The 15145-nt window shown below is 62.9% G+C and carries 18 protein-coding genes and 2 pseudogenes; 8 read left to right on the forward strand and 12 right to left on the reverse strand.

Annotated elements, in window-relative coordinates:
- Positions 1 to 72: 72 nt before the first annotated feature.
- From H9K75_RS01675 to eda, 5 genes and pseudogenes are all read left to right on the forward strand, one after another.
- Positions 73 to 513, forward strand: a complete 441-nt coding sequence (locus H9K75_RS01675) for a TRAP transporter small permease (protein WP_187724525.1) — start codon at positions 73 to 75, stop codon at positions 511 to 513.
- Between the two features lie 32 nt (positions 514 to 545).
- Entirely contained in the window at positions 546 to 1826 is a 1281-nt protein-coding gene (locus H9K75_RS01680) for a TRAP transporter large permease (RefSeq protein ID WP_187724526.1), read from the forward strand.
- 58 nt (positions 1827 to 1884) lie between these two features.
- Positions 1885 to 2904 (forward strand): TRAP transporter substrate-binding protein, encoded by a 1020-nt coding sequence (locus H9K75_RS01685; protein WP_187724527.1) that lies wholly within the window; start codon positions 1885 to 1887, stop codon positions 2902 to 2904.
- A gap of 156 nt (positions 2905 to 3060) precedes the next feature.
- Positions 3061 to 4864 (forward strand): annotated as a pseudogene (gene edd / locus H9K75_RS01690) (phosphogluconate dehydratase).
- Positions 4855 to 5505, forward strand: a complete 651-nt coding sequence (eda, locus tag H9K75_RS01695) for a bifunctional 4-hydroxy-2-oxoglutarate aldolase/2-dehydro-3-deoxy-phosphogluconate aldolase (RefSeq protein ID WP_187724528.1) — start codon at positions 4855 to 4857, stop codon at positions 5503 to 5505. Before edd ends, eda begins: the two are co-directional and overlap by 10 nt.
- 55 nt (positions 5506 to 5560) lie before the next feature.
- Here eda and gloA read toward each other — a convergent pair whose 3' ends face one another.
- The gene (gene gloA, locus H9K75_RS01700) at positions 5561 to 6010 is read right to left on the reverse strand and encodes a lactoylglutathione lyase (protein WP_187724529.1); all 450 of its coding nucleotides are present in this window, start codon (positions 6008 to 6010) and stop codon (positions 5561 to 5563) included.
- 36 nt (positions 6011 to 6046) lie between these two features.
- On the reverse strand, positions 6047 to 6847 hold the full coding sequence (locus H9K75_RS01705; RefSeq protein ID WP_187724530.1) for an SDR family NAD(P)-dependent oxidoreductase: 801 nt from the start codon (positions 6845 to 6847) through the stop codon (positions 6047 to 6049).
- 185 nt (positions 6848 to 7032) lie between these two features.
- Between H9K75_RS01705 and H9K75_RS01710 the strand changes: the two genes are divergently transcribed.
- Positions 7033 to 7242, forward strand: coding sequence for a hypothetical protein (locus tag H9K75_RS01710; RefSeq protein ID WP_187724531.1), 210 nt, complete (start codon positions 7033 to 7035; stop codon positions 7240 to 7242).
- A gap of 21 nt (positions 7243 to 7263) precedes the next feature.
- Here H9K75_RS01710 and H9K75_RS01715 read toward each other — a convergent pair whose 3' ends face one another.
- The 4 genes from H9K75_RS01715 to H9K75_RS01730 all read right to left on the reverse strand — a co-directional run bounded on the left by H9K75_RS01715 (position 7264) and on the right by H9K75_RS01730 (position 8887).
- A complete protein-coding gene (locus tag H9K75_RS01715) occupies positions 7264 to 7461 on the reverse strand; it encodes a hypothetical protein (RefSeq protein ID WP_187724532.1) in 198 nt (65 codons plus the stop codon).
- Positions 7462 to 7528: 67 nt separating this feature from the next.
- Positions 7529 to 7831, reverse strand: a complete 303-nt coding sequence (locus tag H9K75_RS01720) for a plasmid stabilization protein (protein WP_187724533.1) — start codon at positions 7829 to 7831, stop codon at positions 7529 to 7531.
- Positions 7832 to 7899: 68 nt separating this feature from the next.
- Entirely contained in the window at positions 7900 to 8208 is a 309-nt protein-coding gene (locus H9K75_RS01725; protein ID WP_187724534.1) for a glycine zipper domain-containing protein, read from the reverse strand.
- Between the two features lie 322 nt (positions 8209 to 8530).
- Complete coding sequence (locus H9K75_RS01730) at positions 8531 to 8887, reverse strand: PRC-barrel domain-containing protein (protein WP_187724535.1); 357 nt, start codon at positions 8885 to 8887, stop codon at positions 8531 to 8533.
- Positions 8888 to 9006: 119 nt separating this feature from the next.
- On the opposite strand from H9K75_RS01730, the gene H9K75_RS01735 reads away from it, so the two are divergent.
- Complete coding sequence (locus tag H9K75_RS01735; RefSeq protein WP_187724536.1) at positions 9007 to 9165, forward strand: hypothetical protein; 159 nt, start codon at positions 9007 to 9009, stop codon at positions 9163 to 9165.
- A 1-nt stretch (position 9166) separates the two neighbouring features.
- Here the strand turns inward: H9K75_RS01735 and H9K75_RS01740 are convergent, their stop codons facing one another.
- A complete protein-coding gene (locus H9K75_RS01740) occupies positions 9167 to 9376 on the reverse strand; it encodes a CsbD family protein (protein WP_187724537.1) in 210 nt (69 codons plus the stop codon).
- A gap of 338 nt (positions 9377 to 9714) precedes the next feature.
- On the opposite strand from H9K75_RS01740, the gene H9K75_RS01745 reads away from it, so the two are divergent.
- Complete coding sequence (locus H9K75_RS01745) at positions 9715 to 9903, forward strand: hypothetical protein (protein WP_187724538.1); 189 nt, start codon at positions 9715 to 9717, stop codon at positions 9901 to 9903.
- Positions 9904 to 10093: 190 nt separating this feature from the next.
- Here H9K75_RS01745 and H9K75_RS01750 read toward each other — a convergent pair whose 3' ends face one another.
- From H9K75_RS01750 to H9K75_RS01770, 5 genes and pseudogenes are all read right to left on the reverse strand, one after another.
- On the reverse strand, positions 10094 to 10360 hold the full coding sequence (locus tag H9K75_RS01750; protein WP_187724539.1) for a hypothetical protein: 267 nt from the start codon (positions 10358 to 10360) through the stop codon (positions 10094 to 10096).
- A 154-nt stretch (positions 10361 to 10514) separates the two neighbouring features.
- Positions 10515 to 10997, reverse strand: a complete 483-nt coding sequence (locus H9K75_RS01755) for a hypothetical protein (protein WP_187724540.1) — start codon at positions 10995 to 10997, stop codon at positions 10515 to 10517.
- 185 nt (positions 10998 to 11182) lie between these two features.
- A pseudogene (gene ctaD, locus H9K75_RS01760) lies at positions 11183 to 13721 on the reverse strand (cytochrome c oxidase subunit I).
- On the reverse strand, positions 13718 to 14677 hold the full coding sequence (locus H9K75_RS01765) for a cytochrome c oxidase subunit II (protein WP_187724541.1): 960 nt from the start codon (positions 14675 to 14677) through the stop codon (positions 13718 to 13720). The pseudogene ctaD and the gene H9K75_RS01765 overlap by 4 nt, the downstream one beginning before the upstream one ends.
- Positions 14674 to 15003: a c-type cytochrome gene (locus tag H9K75_RS01770; protein ID WP_226858668.1), complete on the reverse strand. Its 330-nt coding sequence runs from the start codon at positions 15001 to 15003 to the stop codon at positions 14674 to 14676. Before H9K75_RS01770 ends, H9K75_RS01765 begins: the two co-directional genes overlap by 4 nt.
- Between the last annotated feature and the right edge of the window lie 142 nt (positions 15004 to 15145).

Raw genomic sequence — 15145 nt, forward strand, 5'->3', positions numbered from 1 at the left:
TTCCTCCCAGAACATCATCCATCCGCTGAAATCGGGCGACAGCCTTTCATCAAACGCTTGGCCGAACACCTGATGGTCGCTGCGCTTGCGGGCATGGTGATCGCGGTGTTCGTGAACGTGGTGCTCCGCTATGTGTTTGCGACGAGCATCGTGTCGTATGAAGAAATATCGCGCCTGCTGTTCGTCTGGCTGGTGGCCGTGGGGGCCATCGTCACGGCGTTCGAGGGCAAGCACCTGGGTTTCGACATGCTGACCTCGCGCCTCAAGGGCACGCCCAGGAAGGTGCTGTTCTGGATCAGCCAGTTGCTGGTTGCAGGCTGCATGGTGCTGCTGCTGGTTGGCTCGTGGGAACAGGTCAAGGCGGGAATGGACAGCTACAGCACGGTGCTCGGTTATCCGCTCGCGATGGCGGCTGCCGCCACGCTGGTGCTGGCGGTGGGGCTGCTGGTGTGCGTGGCGGTCGATCTGCGGCGCGGTGAGGCGCCGCAGGCCGATGGCGCCGAAGTGGAATGACAAACCGGTGATGCCCCAAGGAAACCACGCACATGATCGTCACCCTCATTTTTCTGGCCGTGCTGATTGGCGGCATGGTCATCGGCATGCCGATTGCGCACGCACTGATCCTCACCGGCGTCGCGCTGATGTGGCATCTCGACTTCTTCGACTCGCAACTGCTGGCGCAGAACCTGCAGGCGGGCTTCGACAATTTCCCGTTGCTGGCCGTGCCCTTCTTCATTCTGGCGGGCGAGCTGATGAACGCGGGCGGTCTTTCGCGGCGCATCATCGATCTGGCGCGCGCCTTCGTCGGTCACATCCAGGGTGGCCTTGGCTATGTGGCGATTGGCGCGGCGGTACTGCTCGCGTCGATGAGCGGCTCGGCGATTGCCGACACCGCGGCGCTCGCAACCATCCTGCTGCCGATGATGCGCGACCAGCAATATCCGCCAAGCTACAGCGCGGGCCTGCTCGCATCGGGCGGCATCATCGCGCCGATCATTCCGCCGTCGATGCCGTTCGTGATCTATGGCGTCACGACCAATACCTCGATCAGCAAGCTGTTTCTTTCGGGCGTGGTGCCGGGCCTGATGATGGGTATTTTCCTGATCGCCGCCTGGTGGTTCATCGCGCGCAGGAACCGTCTGCCGTCGATGCCACGCGTGGTGTGGGCCGACCGCCTGAAGGCGCTGGTGCAGAGCTTCTGGGCGATGATGATGCCGGTGATCATCCTGGGCGGCCTCAAGGGCGGCATCTTCACGCCGACCGAGGCTGCAGTCGTGGCGGCGGTCTACGCGCTTTTCGTCTCGATGTTCGTCTACCGTCAGCTCACCTGGGCCAGGCTGTACGAGGTGTTTCTCGCGGCGGGCAAGACGACGGCCATTGTCATGTTCCTGTGCGGCGCGGCCACCGTCACGGCCTACATGATCACGCTCGCCGATCTGCCCAACATGCTTGCGGAGAGCTTCTCGGGGCTGATGGGCAATCCGGTGTGGTTCATGGCGCTGATGATGATTTTCCTGCTGGTCGTGGGCACGGCCATGGACCTGACGCCCACCATCCTGATCTTCGGCCCGGTGTGCGCGCCGCTCGCGGTGAAGGCAGGCATCGATCCGGTGTACTTCGGCTTCATGTTCATCTTTGTGGGCTGTATCGGCCTGATCACACCGCCCGTGGGCACGGTGCAGAACGTGGTCGCCGGAGTCGGTCGCATCCGCATGGAAACGGTGATCAGGGGCACGACGCCGTTCCTGCTGATGTATGTGCTGCTCCTGATCCTGTTCATCATCTTTCCGCAGATCGTGACCGCGCCGCTCGCGTGGATGCATTGAAACCGTTTTCGTCCGTCCGACTGTCCCATCCCTTTTACCTGTACGAGGAGAACTCCACATGCGAATCAAATTCACCCTCTGCGCGCTGGCCGTCGCTGCCGTCGCGTCCACCACGGCCGGCTTGGCGCAGGCGCAGGATTTCAAGCCGCGCATCGTGCGCTTCGGCTTCGGTCTGGTCGATGAATCCAATCAGGGCCGTGCCGTGCGCCTGTTCGCCAAGGAGGTGGAAAAGGCCACGGGCGGCAAGATGAAGGTGCGTGCCATCGGCAATGCATCGCTGGGCTCCGACACGCAGATGCAGCAGGCGCTGATCGGCGGCGCGCAGGAGATGATGGTCGGCTCGACCGCCACGCTGGTCGGTCTCGTGCCCGAGATGGGCATCTGGGACACGCCGTTCCTGTTCAGCACCGCCAAGGAAGCCGACATCGTGCTCGACGGCCCGATGGGCGACAAGGTCAAGGCCAAGCTCGAAGCCAAGGGCATGGTCGGCCTGGTGTATTGGGAAAACGGCTTTCGCAATCTCACCAACAGCAAGCGACCGGTCACCAAGGTGGAAGATCTGAACGACGTGAAGCTGCGCGTGATGCAGAACAACGTGTTCCTCGACAGCTTCAAGGCGCTGGGCGCAAACGCCGTGCCGCTGCCGTTCTCCGAGCTGTTCACGGCGCTTGAAACGCGTGCCGTCGATGGTCAGGAAAATCCGTACAACACGGTGCTTTCCAGCAAGTTCTACGAGGTGCAGAAATACCTCACGGTCACCAATCACGTCTACAGCCCGTGGATCGTCACCGTGAGCAAGAAGTGGTGGGATCAACTGAGCCCGGCGGAAAAGAAGGTGCTGCAGGACGCAGCCATCAAGAGCCGCGAGTTCGAGCGCAAGGACACACGCGAAGAAGCCGCTAAGGCGCTGGCCGACCTCAAGACCAAGGGCATGCAGGTCAACGAACTCGCGCCCGCGGAAGTCACGCGCATGCGCGAGAAGCTCACGAGCGTGAACGCCAACATCGCCAAATCGGTGGGCCAGTCCACCTGGGACGAGGTGAACGCCGCCGTGCAGAAGGCGCGCGAGCAGAAGTGAGGGCCACGCCCCTACTCAGGTCTGCGCGGGCCTGATGCCCGAAGGAAAACCTGCTTGAACGAAGCAGGTTTTTCCATTCGTGCCGCCACACTGCGGCATTACGATGGAAGCCACCCCACCTGGACTCAAGCCGTGCCTCGGGCGCGGCCACAACGCATGTCAGTACATCCCACCGTCGAAGCCGTCACGAAGCGCATTCGCGAACGCAGCGCCGCGAGCCGCCGCGCGTATCTGGAGCAAGTCGATTTCCATGCCGGGCGGGATCGCGGCGCGCAGCGCCTCGGCTGCGCGAACGTGGCCCATGCGTTTGCCGCCATGCCGGGCAACGACAAGCTGCGCGTGGTCGCCGAAAGGGCGCCAAACATCGGCGTCGTCACCGCCTACAACGACATGCTGTCGGCCCACGCGCCACTGCAGCACTATCCCGATCTGATCAAGGCCGAGGCGCGTGTTCATGGCGCGACGGCGCAGGTCGCGGGCGGCGTGCCTGCGATGTGCGATGGCGTGACGCAGGGTGCGCCGGGCATGGAGCTGTCGCTGTTCTCGCGCGACGTGATCGCGATGAGCACGGCGGTCTCGCTGTCGCACGACGTGTTCGATGCGGCCCTGATGCTTGGCGTGTGCGACAAGATAGTGCCGGGCCTGCTCATCGGCGCGCTTCAGTTCGGACACCTGCCGACGGTGTTCGTACCGGCGGGTCCGATGACCTCGGGCCTGTCCAACAGCGCCAAGGCCAAGGTGCGCGAGCAGGCGGCACAAGGGCTGGTCGGGCGCGACACCTTGCTCGATGCGGAAATGCACGCCTATCACTCCGAAGGCACCTGCACGTTCTACGGCACGGCTAACAGCAACCAGATGCTGCTCGAGGCCATGGGTCTGCACGTGCCCGGAACGGCCTTCATCAACCCCGGCAACGAGATGCGCGCCGAGCTTACCCGCGAGGCCGCGCGCACCGTGCTGCAAAAGGATTGCCCGCCCATCGGCAGGTTGATCGATGAGCGCGTGATCGTCAACGCCATGGTCGCGCTGCTGGCAACCGGCGGCTCGACCAACCACCTGATCCACTGGGTCGCGGTGGCGCGCGCGGCGGGCATCGTGATCGACTGGGACAATTTCTCTGCCCTGTCCGGCGTCGTGCCGCTGCTCGCTCGCGTCTATCCGAACGGCAGTGCCGACGTGAACCAGTTCCAGGCCGCAGGCGGTCCGGGCTACGTGATCCGCGAACTGCTCGACGGTGGCTTCATGCACGCCGATGTGCTGGCCGTGCGCGCTGGCGGCATTCGCGAATACACGCGCATCCCCGGGAGTGGGAAGGGCGCCTGCATTGGAGCGATGTGGGCGTGTCCGGCGACGACGCCGTGCTGCGCCCGCACACCGCGCCGTTTCAGCCCACCGGAGGGCTCATGCTGCTCAAGGGCAATCTCGGGCGCAGCGTCATCAAGGTATCGGCGGTGCCCGAAGACCGCCACATCATCGAAGCGCCCGCAAAGGTGTTCGATTCGCAGGCCGCATTGCAAAGCGCGTTCCAGGCGGGCGAGCTTGATCGCGACGTGGTCTGCGTCGTGCGCTGGCAGGGCCCCAAGGCCAACGGCATGCCCGAGCTGCACAAGCTCACGCCGCCGCTGGCCGTGCTTCAGAACAAGGGATTCCGCGTGGCACTTGTCACCGATGGGCGCATGAGCGGTGCGTCGGGCAAGGTGCCCGCCGCCATTCACGTCAGCCCGAAGCCCTGGACGGCGGCCCGCTCGCCAAGGTGCAGGATGGCGACATCATTCGCCTTGACGCCATCACGGGCACGCTCGAGGTGCTGTTACCCGCCGACGAGTGGCAGGGCCGCGCCAATGCAACGCCGCCCGAGCCCGAGTTGAAATCCAATGGTCACGGCTGGGGTCGCGAGCTGTTCGCCGGATTCCGCCGCAATGCGCTCAGCGCAGAAGAGGGTGCCTGCACATGGCTTTAGACAAGACACTGACCGCACTGGAAGTGATGAGCGATGCGCCGGTCATTCCGGTCATCGTCGTCCATGATGTGGCTGACGCGGTCCCGATGGCAAGGGCATTGGTCGCCGGGGGCATTCGCATGCTCGAGGTGACGCTGAGAACGCCACAGGCACTCGCCTGCATCGAAGCCATCGCGCGCGAAGTTCCCGATGCCGTGGTCGGCGCGGGCACGGTGCGCACTGCCGCCGACGCCAGGGCCGCTGCCGATGCAGGCGCGCGTTTCGCCGTGAGTCCTGGCTTCACCGAAAAGATGGCGCAGGCCACGCGCGATGCGGGTCTTCCGCTGTTGCCCGGCGTGGCCACCAGCAGCGAAGTGATGATGGCGCGCGAGGCGGGCTTCGATCACCTGAAGTTCTTCCCCGCAATGCAGGCAGGTGGCATCCCGATGCTCAAGGCATGGCAGGGGCCGTTCTTTGACGTCAAGTTCTGCCCGACCGGCGGTGTGTCACCAGCCAATGCCGCGGAGTTTCTGGCGCTGTCAAACGTGGTGTGCGTCGGCGGCTCGTGGCTGGTGCCTGCCGATGCGGTGGCCAACAAGGACTGGGCGCAGATCACGCGTCTTGCCAGGGAAACTCAGGCGCTCGTGAAGACAGATTATTGAATCCCTAACAAGAGCAAAAAAGCCCGTGCAAGCACGGGCATCGCTGCTGCAACCGCTACACGCTGCGCAGCGGATCAGTGCTCTTGACGTCCAAATGACGCCCGTCGCTGCCAGACCTCGAATTTTCCTGGATCAATTCGACCTTGTAGCCATCGGGATCGGTCACGAAGGCGATCACGGTGGTTCCGCCCTTGACGGGACCGGCTTCGCGCGTGACGTTGCCGCCGCTGGCCTTGATTTTTTCACAGGCGGCGTAGGCGTCCGGCACGCCGAGCGCGATGTGGCCGTAGGCCGTGCCCATGTCGTAGCTCGTGGTGTCCCAGTTGAAGGTCAGCTCGATTTCCGCCTGACCGGGATTGCCACCGTCATAACCGAGGAAGGCGAGCGAATATTTGTACTCGGCGTTCTCGGAGGTGCGCAGCAGCGTCATGCCGAGCACCTTGGTGTAGAAATCAACGGAGCGCTGGAGATTGCCAACGCGCAACATCGTGTGGAGTAGTCGCATGCCGCCATTTTGCCCCAGCGCAGAGGATCCGCGATGTCACACCGGCACGGTGTAGTTCAAGGCCATGCGTCCGCCATCGATGGTGATGATGTCGGCGGTCACGTAGCTCGACGCATCGCTTGCAAGCCAGGCTACGGCGTCGGCGACTTCTTCGGGCGTGCCGAGGCGCTTCATGGGCGTGCGGCTCATGACCCTGGCCTTGGCTTCTTCGCTCGTGAGAACGGCTTTCGCGGCGAGTTCGGTGGCAATCGTGCCCGGGGCAACGGCATTCACGCGCACGCCCTTGTCCGCCAGCGACAGCGCCATCACGCGCGTGAGTTGGTTGATGCCGCCCTTGCTGACGTTGTAGCTCGCGAGGTTGGGGATGGCGAGCACGCTGTTCACCGAACTCATGTTGATGATGCTGCCAGAACCCTGGCGGGCCATCTCACGCGCGACGGCCTGGCCCATGAGGAAAGCGCCCTTGACGTTCACGCGCAGCACGGCGTCGAAGTCCGCTTCGGCGATGTCGAGAAAATCCGCGACCTTGAAGATGCCGGCGTTGTTGACCAGCACGTCGATGCGCCCATGCTGCTGCATGACCTGCGTGACGAGCGCATCCACCTCGGTCTTGTTGCCAACGTCGCAATGGATGTAGGTTGCGCCGATGCTTCCGGCAAGCGCTTGTCCGACGGCGTCGTTGACATCGGTGACGACGACCTTGGCCGCCTCGCGTGCGAAGCGCTGTGCGCATGCCGCGCCAATGCCTTGCGCGCCGCCTGTGACGATGCAGACGCGATCCGACAGGCCGAAATGTATGGAAGAAGAGGGGGTTGTCTGGTGGGTCGAGGTGTTCATGCAGGCGAGCCTACGCGAACTCATGTCCTGCTGCCAAGAGGGTTTGCGGCGACGACGGGAATGGCGAATTCTTCGCACGCATGAATCACGAGGTTTGCGTCATGGTGGTGCGGGCGCTCCACCTACATCCGTGTCGTGTTGAACGGAGCAAAGTGCAGGTGATGCTTCCAACCCAAGGACTCTCCATGACGACCAACACGCGCAAACAGGACGGTGAAGAAAAGGCGGCTTCCGAGCCCACCATCATCGCCGAACAGAATCACGCAAAAGAAAAATCTTCGGCGAAAGACGGGGCACCAGCCAGTGCCCCGGTTTCACGCGAAGACGATCAAAAGTCTGCTTCGGGGCCAACGATCATTGCCGAGCAGGAGCGGCATCCGCAAAAGCGGCGTTGAATCCAGTTCACCCAGCGCCGGTCACGCCACGCGCACGGCCCAGGCTGTACGCTCCGGCGCATCTTCGGGGAAGCGTCGAGGCGGCACGAACAGCGGCTCGGGCGGTATATACGGCTCGGTGTCCGGGAAGTCGGGTTGACCGGGCTTGGCGGGCTCCTGCGTTTCTTCTGCGGGAGCGGGCGGCGGCGCGGCGCTGGTGGGGTTCATCAGGTGGTTCATGGAAAATTCTCTATCGGTGGGATGTCAACAATGACGGATGCCTGGCCCGCATATGACGAGCGCTCATTCATTGCGCATTGCGTTTGCGCGTTTCGGCGGCCTTTTTGGCCGAAGCGGACCGCTCGGCGGCGGTGCGGCTGGCCGATGCCTCGCCGCCCAGTTTTCCGCCCTTGCGCGAGGCGGACCGATCAACCTCCTGGCCCCGTCCCGAGCCTGATTTCTTTCCGCCGCCGGTCTCCTTGTTGACGGTGGCCCAAGCGCGGCGCTCGGCTTCCTTATCGCTCACACCACGGCTTTCGTAGCTTTCCTCGATGTGTTCGGCCTGACGCTTTTGCTTGTCGGTGTAGGAAGACTTGTCACCTCGGGGCATGGCTTTGTCCTTGGGGAGACGGCCTTATTCAAACAAGGCCGCAATGGTGACGTCGCAGCGCGTGTGCCTCAACGCCTTGCGAGACAGAAGCCGATCACGGCACCGACCGCGAGCGCCGCACCTGCGACGCGCCATGGCTCTTCGTGCGCGTATTCGTTGCTCACGCGCGCCGCGTCGCGGGTGCGGGTTGCGGTCTCCTCGGCAGCATGCGCGACGGTGTCACGCACACGGCCCACGCCGTCACTGAGGCGCTCGCGCACATCGCGAATCTGCGGAATGGAATCCAGCTCCTTGCTGGACAGCAGACTGCCAAGATCGCTCAGCAGTTGCTCGATTCCACCCAGGCCCTTGGATGCATTGCGGTTCGAGAATTTCATGGTGGATCACCTTTCTTGGTGGAATCTGTGTGGAACATTCACGATAGGCCAGCAACGCAAGGCCGGATGTAGGTGAATGTCATCAAGCTGTGTGGCGAAAAGTGGTTAGGGCCTGTTCACACAACGCACCGGGTGCCTACCCGCGCAAGGAACGCGCCTGGCATGAGCGGCTCTGTCTGGCTTGCGCGACCCCGTGGATTGTCTGAACAGGCCCTAGAAAAAAGCGATACCGGAAAGGACACCGGTATCGCTGATGCGTCGGGTGAACACGCGCTCACGCGCATTGTTCACATCGTTGCGGCGTGACCTGCCGCGACTTCGCTCACAGGTATGGAACGCCGTAGTAGTCATACACGCGTCGGCCGTATTCGTCGTTGTATTCGGGCGCCGCTGCGCGCTCATAGCGCGGCGCGTTCTCGAGTTGCTCCTTGGCAACCGACACCACATAGCCACCCATGCCGGTGTCGTATTTCATGGTGTCCCATGGAAGCGGATAGCGATCCGTGCCTATGCCCAGAAAGCCGCCAAACTCCATGACGGCGTAGCGCACCTGGCCGGACATCTTGTCGATCATGAGTTCGTCAATCGAGCCGAGCTTGTCACCGGCCGGGTTGTACACGTCGGTTCCGCGAACGCGTTCGGAAGAAATGACGCTGGAAGCGGTATTTGCAATAGCCATGATGATTTCCTTTCTGAGTGTGTCGCCACAAAGGTGGGCAGTGGCGGAAGTGAAATGCAGATCAGTGATTTGCACGCACCGTCAGGATAATCACAGTCGAATTTCTCGCCGGTAGTCGCTTGTATGACGGACTTGTAGGGAAATGGCTGTTGGATAATGTATCGGTCGCGTTTGTTAAATATCGCGGAGCGTCGACGGCTGATTATCTGAAAATAAAAAAATCAAATAAAAAAGACCCGCATTTGCGGGTCTTTTCTCAAGCATTGCTGGTGGTTTGATTTACCAGTTGTACTTGTTGTCGGTTTCCCAAGTCTTCACTTGCTTTTCCGCTTCGTCCTGGGCAATACCTTCGCGTTCCTGAATGCGGCCGACGAGTTGCTCGCGCTGGCCGTTGATCACGTCCAGATCGTCGTCAGTCAATTTGCCCCATTGCTCCTTGACCTTGCCCTTGAATTGCTTCCAGTTGCCCTTGATGGTGTCTTCATTCATGACGAGAACTCCTTGAGTTACGGGTTGAAAAATACTGAGATATCCAATGCAGTCAAGTGCTGCAAATCAATCCGTTCGGTGAGGTTTGATAATATTCGGGCTTTCTGGATGGGCTTGTAGGCACGCATCACCATTTGCCGCTTCCAGACTCCTACGACTGTAGTCCATTCCTGTCAGCGCCGCGCGTTTGAAGAAAATGGCGCATATCCCTACACGTCATCTAAACCAGCTCACTAGAATCATGTGCATGTAGGAATTGCCATTCAATCGTCATTATTGAAACGGAATGCCTATTTTCTGTAAGTAATTTACATGCTTGCGTTTTGAAGGAGTCATTCATGCAGCAAATGCACACCCCTCAACCGATTCCGCACGACCCCGGCACGGACACGCCGCCGCGCGATCCGAACCGGCCGGTCGATCCGTCCATTCCTGATCGTCCCATGCCGCATCCGACAGAGCCGCCAGGAATTATTCCGCCGATCGAGTTGCCGCCTGATCCGATGCAGTCGCCTGCGGTGTCCTGAAAAACTGAAGGCACGCCGGAGAATCTGATCATGCCCGTACCGACCACACCACCTACACCGCCCGTGTCGCCCCGCCGACTACCGAGCCGCCGAAGCCAGCCCCCATTGATCCGCCGACGCAGACTCCGCCGGTAGAAGATCCGCCTGCTGAGCCCACGGAGTAAGCGAAGCCGGCAGCAGGCCGGAGAGTTCAATCAGCCCGCAGCGCCACCGGTTGCCGGGGCTTTACGGGGCGTCCATCTGCGCCGCGCGCATCGGTGTCGCGCAGACCGCGTTTCACGTCCTTGTGCGCCTGCTCCATCTCTGGTGACTTGTTTCCACCGGTCATCGAGGTGGATTGGTCGCGCTCATGCGGCAACTTCGCGGTAGAGCCGGGATCTTCGGCTTGCCCGGGCTTTTCCGTGTTCACCTGAACTTCGGGCGTGCGGGTCGCGGGCGGGTTGGGTGTCTGGGGCATTGTCGTTCCTCGGGTTATTCGCATGCGCCGCAGCGGCGCACCGATGTCAGATCCGCAATGAAAAAGCGGCGAGAAGCCATCGGACTTGCCGGTTGCTTCTCGCCGCTTGGTTCATTTCATCATCGAGCAACGGGGCTCGATGTGAGTGAATGGCTCAATAGCCGGTTTCCTGCACATAACGGCGATTGGCGCGGTCCCATGCGGCCTGGAATGCTGGCTGGGCCTTTTCCCATTTCAGCTTGCCGTCCGCGTGTTCTGCGTCCCAGCGGCGCGCCCATTCGGCGCGAGCGGCGTCATAGTCGGTGCCCGCCACGCGTGCTTCCCAGCCAGCGCGGTAGGCCGGGGCGTAGTCGTCGTAGGTGTACTCGTCCGAGTAGTAGGGCTCATCCACGTGAACTTCACGCCAGTGCGCGTCTTCTTCGGTAGGGTTGATGGCTTCGGCGGCACCCTTGCCAGCCAGACCGCCAATCACGGCGCCAACGATGGCACCTGCTGCCGCGCCGATGGGGCCGCCGATGGCGCCCGCAGCAGCGCCGGTCACGGCACCGCCAGCAGCACCAATACCGGTTCCGATTGGATGCGCACCCGGTTCGCCGGTGATGGGATCGCGATTGAGTTTGTCATCTGAAGAGTTCATTGGGGTTTCCCTTTGTTGGTGAAAATCTGAGACTTGCATTGCATGATGGGCAAGTGGCTTGACGCCACTGCTGCCATGTCACCGGGCCTCATCTGCATTGGGCTTTTGTTTGCTGTCGATGTCTGTAGGAGAAGCGAGCCTGCGCTGCTAGGACAGGCAGACTCCGTGCGTTGGGTGAACAGGCCCTAGTTCATCCACACCAGCACCGCGCGCAGCGTGAACTCGGTCACCACGACCTGGAGCACGGCGGTGTGCCAGAGCACGGCGACGTTGTCGAGCGTTGCACGTGCGCGTGGGCGCAGATGGCCCGACCACGACCGCGCGAGCAGATAGCCGCCGACCACGAGCAGTACCAGCAGATGAAATCCCTGATACGCGAGCAGCATGGCGACGGAGGCGTTCCAGCCATCGGCTCGCGGCGAGAGTCCGGCCTCGATCTGTCCGGCAAGCGCCAGTCCGAATGCTGCGCACACGCACAGCAGCGCAATCGCCGTGCGCCAGCGCAACCCTTTTTGCAGCATCGCGTGACCGGCGAGCGGTGACCGCGTACTCCAGAACATCAACGCCGAGCTGGCAAGCACCAGCGCCACGTTGGCGGCACTCCATTGGCCTGCGGGAAGCGCAGAACCGGGGGGAGGGCAGACCTGCAAGGCCATCGAGAGATGGATGTAGCCGTAGATGAACGACGCAAAGATCGTGCAATCCACGACCCCAGAATGAAGGTGGCCCACCACGAGTGGGCGCGCCGCCCGACCGGCTGCGTGGGCAGGAACACGCCCTTGCCAACCCGCGCTTGATCGGTGGGCGCGGCGCGGTCGAGTTGCCAAGTCCACATCACCATGGCGGCGACGGCTCCCACGCCGAATGCAAAAGCCGTCGCGACCCACTCCACGGTGAGCAGCAGAAAGAAGCCCGCCGTGCCGATTGCCGCAAGCAGCGGCTCCCAGCCGTCCGTGGGCAGGCGCAGCAATTGCACGGGCCAGGCGCTACGCACCTCGGTGACCAGTGTTTCGCGGCCGCCGAACACCGTGCCCGGCAACCACCAGCGGCCTTGCTCGACCTCCTGCGCCAGCGCGGGGTTGTCCCACAGCGGTTCGGTGCCGCGCACTTCGGGAATGCTGCGCACGCCGTAGTCGCGCGAAGGCAGCCACTCCAGCGTGCCCGCACGCCAAGGGTTGTCATTGTCGCCCCCGGATTTGAAGGCGAGCGCGCGAATCGCATCCACGAGGAACAGCAGCACGCCCGCAGCCAGGATGAACGCGCCGATGGTGGACAGCAGGTTCAGCAGATTCCAGCCGAGATCACCCGAGTAGGTATAGACGCGCCGAGGCATGCCGAGCAGCCCGCTGATGTGCATCGGAAAGAAGGCCAGATGAAATCCCACGAACATCAGGCCGAAGGCCCAGCGGCCCAGGCGCTCGGACAACTGCGCGCCGTTGAAGACCGGAAACCAGTAGTACAGCGCGGCGAACACCGGAAACACCATGCCGCCCATGAGCACGTAGTGCAGGTGCGCGACGATGAAATAGCTGTCGTGCGCCTGCCAGTCGAATGGCAGGACGGCGACCATCACGCCGGTCAGGCCGCCGAGCACGAAGATGAAATGAAATCCGAGCAGGAACAGCGTGGGTGAGTTCAGCCGCACGCGGCCGCTCCAGAACGTGGCGATCCAGGCAAAGATCTGCAGGCCGCTCGGGATCGCAACGACGAAGCTCGCCACCGAGGTCAGCAGCAGCGCCACCATGCCCACGCCGCTCGTGAACATGTGATGGATCCACAGCAGAAAGCTCACCACGCCCACGCCGATCAGCGCTGCCACGACGGCGCGTTGACCGACCAGCGGCGTGCCGGCCATCGCGGGAACGATCATCGAAACCATGCCGGCTGCGGGCAGGAAGATGATGTAGACCTCGGGGTGGCCGAAGAACCAGAACAGATGCTGCCACAGCAGCGGATCGCCGCCGCGCTGCGGATCGAAGAACGGCCAGTCGAAGGCGCGTTCAAGTTCGAGCAGGGTGGTCGCGGCAATCACCGCCGGGAAAGCAAAGATGATCATCAACGCGCTCACCAGCACCGCCCAGGCGAAGACCGGCATCTTCGACAGCGTCATGCCCGGCGCGCGCGTGAACAGGATGCCGATGATCAGTTCGATTGCGCCCGCGATGGCCGAGATTTCGATGAAGCCGATGCCGAGCAACCAGAAATCCGCCCCTATGCCCGGTGAGAACTGCTTGCTCGTGAGCGGCGGGTACATGAACCAGCCGCCATCGGGCGACATGCCCAGAAGATCGTGCAGAAAAAAGCCAGCCCGCCGATCGCATACGCCCAGAACGCGTAGGCTGACAGACGCGGAAATGGCAGGTCGCGCGCGCCCAGCATGTTGGGAAGCAGGTAGACCGCAATCGCTTCCACCACCGGCACGGCAAACAGGAACATCATCACCGTGCCGTGCATGGTGAAAAGCTGGTTGTAGGTGCCCGCCGAGATCAGGTCGTTGTCGGGCGTCGCAAGCTGTAGCCGCATCAACAGCGCCAGCACGCCGCCAAGCACGAAGAACAGCAGCGCGGCGACGATGTAGTAGGCGCCGATCTGCGTGTTGTTCACCGCCGTCAATACCCGCCAGCCACGCGGCGGCTGCCAGGCGCGTTCCAGCGCCTCGCGCTCGCCGGGCGGGCGCGGCAGCTCGTTGGGAAAGCGTGAAGCCGGGTTCTTCGCGTCGTTCATTTCAACAGGCTCAGCCATGCAGCGATGTCCTCCAGGTCCTGTGGTGGAACGCGGCCAGCGCCGGATGGCATGCGGGCTTCGGGTTTGATGTCCTGCGTGTGGCCAATCCAGTGCGCCATGTTGTCTGGCGTGTTGGCCAGCGTGGCGGCGGCGAGCGAAAGCCGACTACCCACATGCGTGAGATCGGGGCCGAGTCGCGCGCGACCACCGGGTTCCAGGGCATCGGATACACCGCGCACCGTATGGCAGAAATTGCAGCGATTTTCAAGAAATGCGGCGCGCCCGGGGTGCGACAACAATGCGTCGGATCGCGCGATCGGCCTTGCCTGCGCTTGCGCCCAGGCATCGAACTCATGGTGCGGACTCACGACCACGTCCAGCGCCATCAACGCGTGCTGCGCGCCGCAGAATTCCGCGCACTGGCCGCGCCAGCGTCCCGTCGTCCTCGGCGTGAGCAGCAGGTGTTGCAGTCGCCCCGGCACCATGTCCATCTTGCCGCCAAGCGCAGGCACCCAGAAACTGTGGATGACGTCCTCGCTCGCCAGCGCGAAATAGACCGGTCGCCCCACGGGCAGGCGAATCTCGTTGGCGGTGGCAAAGCGCAGGCCGCTGGTGGGGTCGTGATAGCTCACGTCCCACCACCACATGCGTCCGGTCACGGTGACGACGAGCGCGTCGGCGGGTGGAATCGGCCGCCACGCGGGGCGCAGCCATTCGCTGTAGAAGAACAGCACCGTCAACACCACCATCGGCATGGCGATGCCGCCGCCCAGCAGCCAGAGTCTGGCGTTGGGTTTGCGTTGCCGCTTGAATGACAGGGCGAGCAGCAGCATCACGCCGAGAAAGATCACGCTTCCGCCGACGACCAGCGCCGTGGTCAGCTCGATGAACGAGGCCGACTGTTCGCCGCCCGCATGCAGTGCGGACTGGGGCGTGCCAGTGTGCGGGCTCGTCATTTCAATGTTCGCAGGTAGGCCGCCATGTCGCGCGCCTGTTCGGGCGATACCGCAAGCGCTGGCATGTTGGCAGCCGCGATCTGGGCATGGGGATCGATGATCCACGCCTCGAGCGTGGAGGGCCGATTGGGCAGGCGGCCACCGATGTAGCTGCGGCGCGCAAAGCCCTCAAGCGACACGGCGCTGACGCCGCGTGCATCGGCCACACCGGGGATGGCGTGACAACTGCCGCATTGGTATTGCGACATCAGTGCCTTGCCGCGCAGCGCTGCCTGTTGTTCGGTTGTCGATGATGAGGGTCCCGAATCGCAGCCACCGCATAGCACGGCCAGCAAGACTGCAGCGATACCCGAGGCAGTTCGTGGGGAGGACCGGCACGGGCGAGTGCAGGGCGCGGGCAGGTTGTCTCGCATGTAGTCATTATTGGCCGCGCGCCGGTGGCATTCACCGACACGGATGGCCGCAACG

Source organism: Diaphorobacter aerolatus, from assembly GCF_014489535.1.
Taxonomy (GTDB): Bacteria; Pseudomonadota; Gammaproteobacteria; order Burkholderiales; family Burkholderiaceae_C; genus Diaphorobacter_A; species Diaphorobacter_A aerolatus.

Bases quoted from the DNA above. Each gene is read 5' to 3' on its own strand.
- H9K75_RS01685 (WP_187724527.1), top strand. From the start codon at position 1,885: ATGCGAATCAAATTCACCCTCTGCGCGCTGGCCGTCGCTGCCGTCGCG.
- eda (WP_187724528.1), top strand. From the start codon at position 4,855: ATGGCTTTAGACAAGACACTGACCGCACTGGAAGTGATGAGCGATGCG.
- H9K75_RS01730 (WP_187724535.1), bottom strand. From the start codon at position 8,887: ATGGCTATTGCAAATACCGCTTCCAGCGTCATTTCTTCCGAACGCGTT.
- H9K75_RS01710 (WP_187724531.1), top strand. From the start codon at position 7,033: ATGACGACCAACACGCGCAAACAGGACGGTGAAGAAAAGGCGGCTTCC.
- H9K75_RS01755 (WP_187724540.1), bottom strand. From the start codon at position 10,997: ATGAACTCTTCAGATGACAAACTCAATCGCGATCCCATCACCGGCGAA.
- H9K75_RS01765 (WP_187724541.1), bottom strand. From the start codon at position 14,677: ATGACGAGCCCGCACACTGGCACGCCCCAGTCCGCACTGCATGCGGGC.
- H9K75_RS01740 (WP_187724537.1), bottom strand. From the start codon at position 9,376: ATGAATGAAGACACCATCAAGGGCAACTGGAAGCAATTCAAGGGCAAG.
- H9K75_RS01745 (WP_187724538.1), top strand. From the start codon at position 9,715: ATGCAGCAAATGCACACCCCTCAACCGATTCCGCACGACCCCGGCACG.
- H9K75_RS01720 (WP_187724533.1), bottom strand. From the start codon at position 7,831: ATGCCCCGAGGTGACAAGTCTTCCTACACCGACAAGCAAAAGCGTCAG.
- H9K75_RS01705 (WP_187724530.1), bottom strand. From the start codon at position 6,847: ATGAACACCTCGACCCACCAGACAACCCCCTCTTCTTCCATACATTTC.
- H9K75_RS01750 (WP_187724539.1), bottom strand. From the start codon at position 10,360: ATGCCCCAGACACCCAACCCGCCCGCGACCCGCACGCCCGAAGTTCAG.
- H9K75_RS01675 (WP_187724525.1), top strand. From the start codon at position 73: ATGGTCGCTGCGCTTGCGGGCATGGTGATCGCGGTGTTCGTGAACGTG.
- gloA (WP_187724529.1), bottom strand. From the start codon at position 6,010: ATGCGACTACTCCACACGATGTTGCGCGTTGGCAATCTCCAGCGCTCC.
- H9K75_RS01680 (WP_187724526.1), top strand. From the start codon at position 546: ATGATCGTCACCCTCATTTTTCTGGCCGTGCTGATTGGCGGCATGGTC.
- H9K75_RS01715 (WP_187724532.1), bottom strand. From the start codon at position 7,461: ATGAACCACCTGATGAACCCCACCAGCGCCGCGCCGCCGCCCGCTCCC.
- H9K75_RS01725 (WP_187724534.1), bottom strand. From the start codon at position 8,208: ATGAAATTCTCGAACCGCAATGCATCCAAGGGCCTGGGTGGAATCGAG.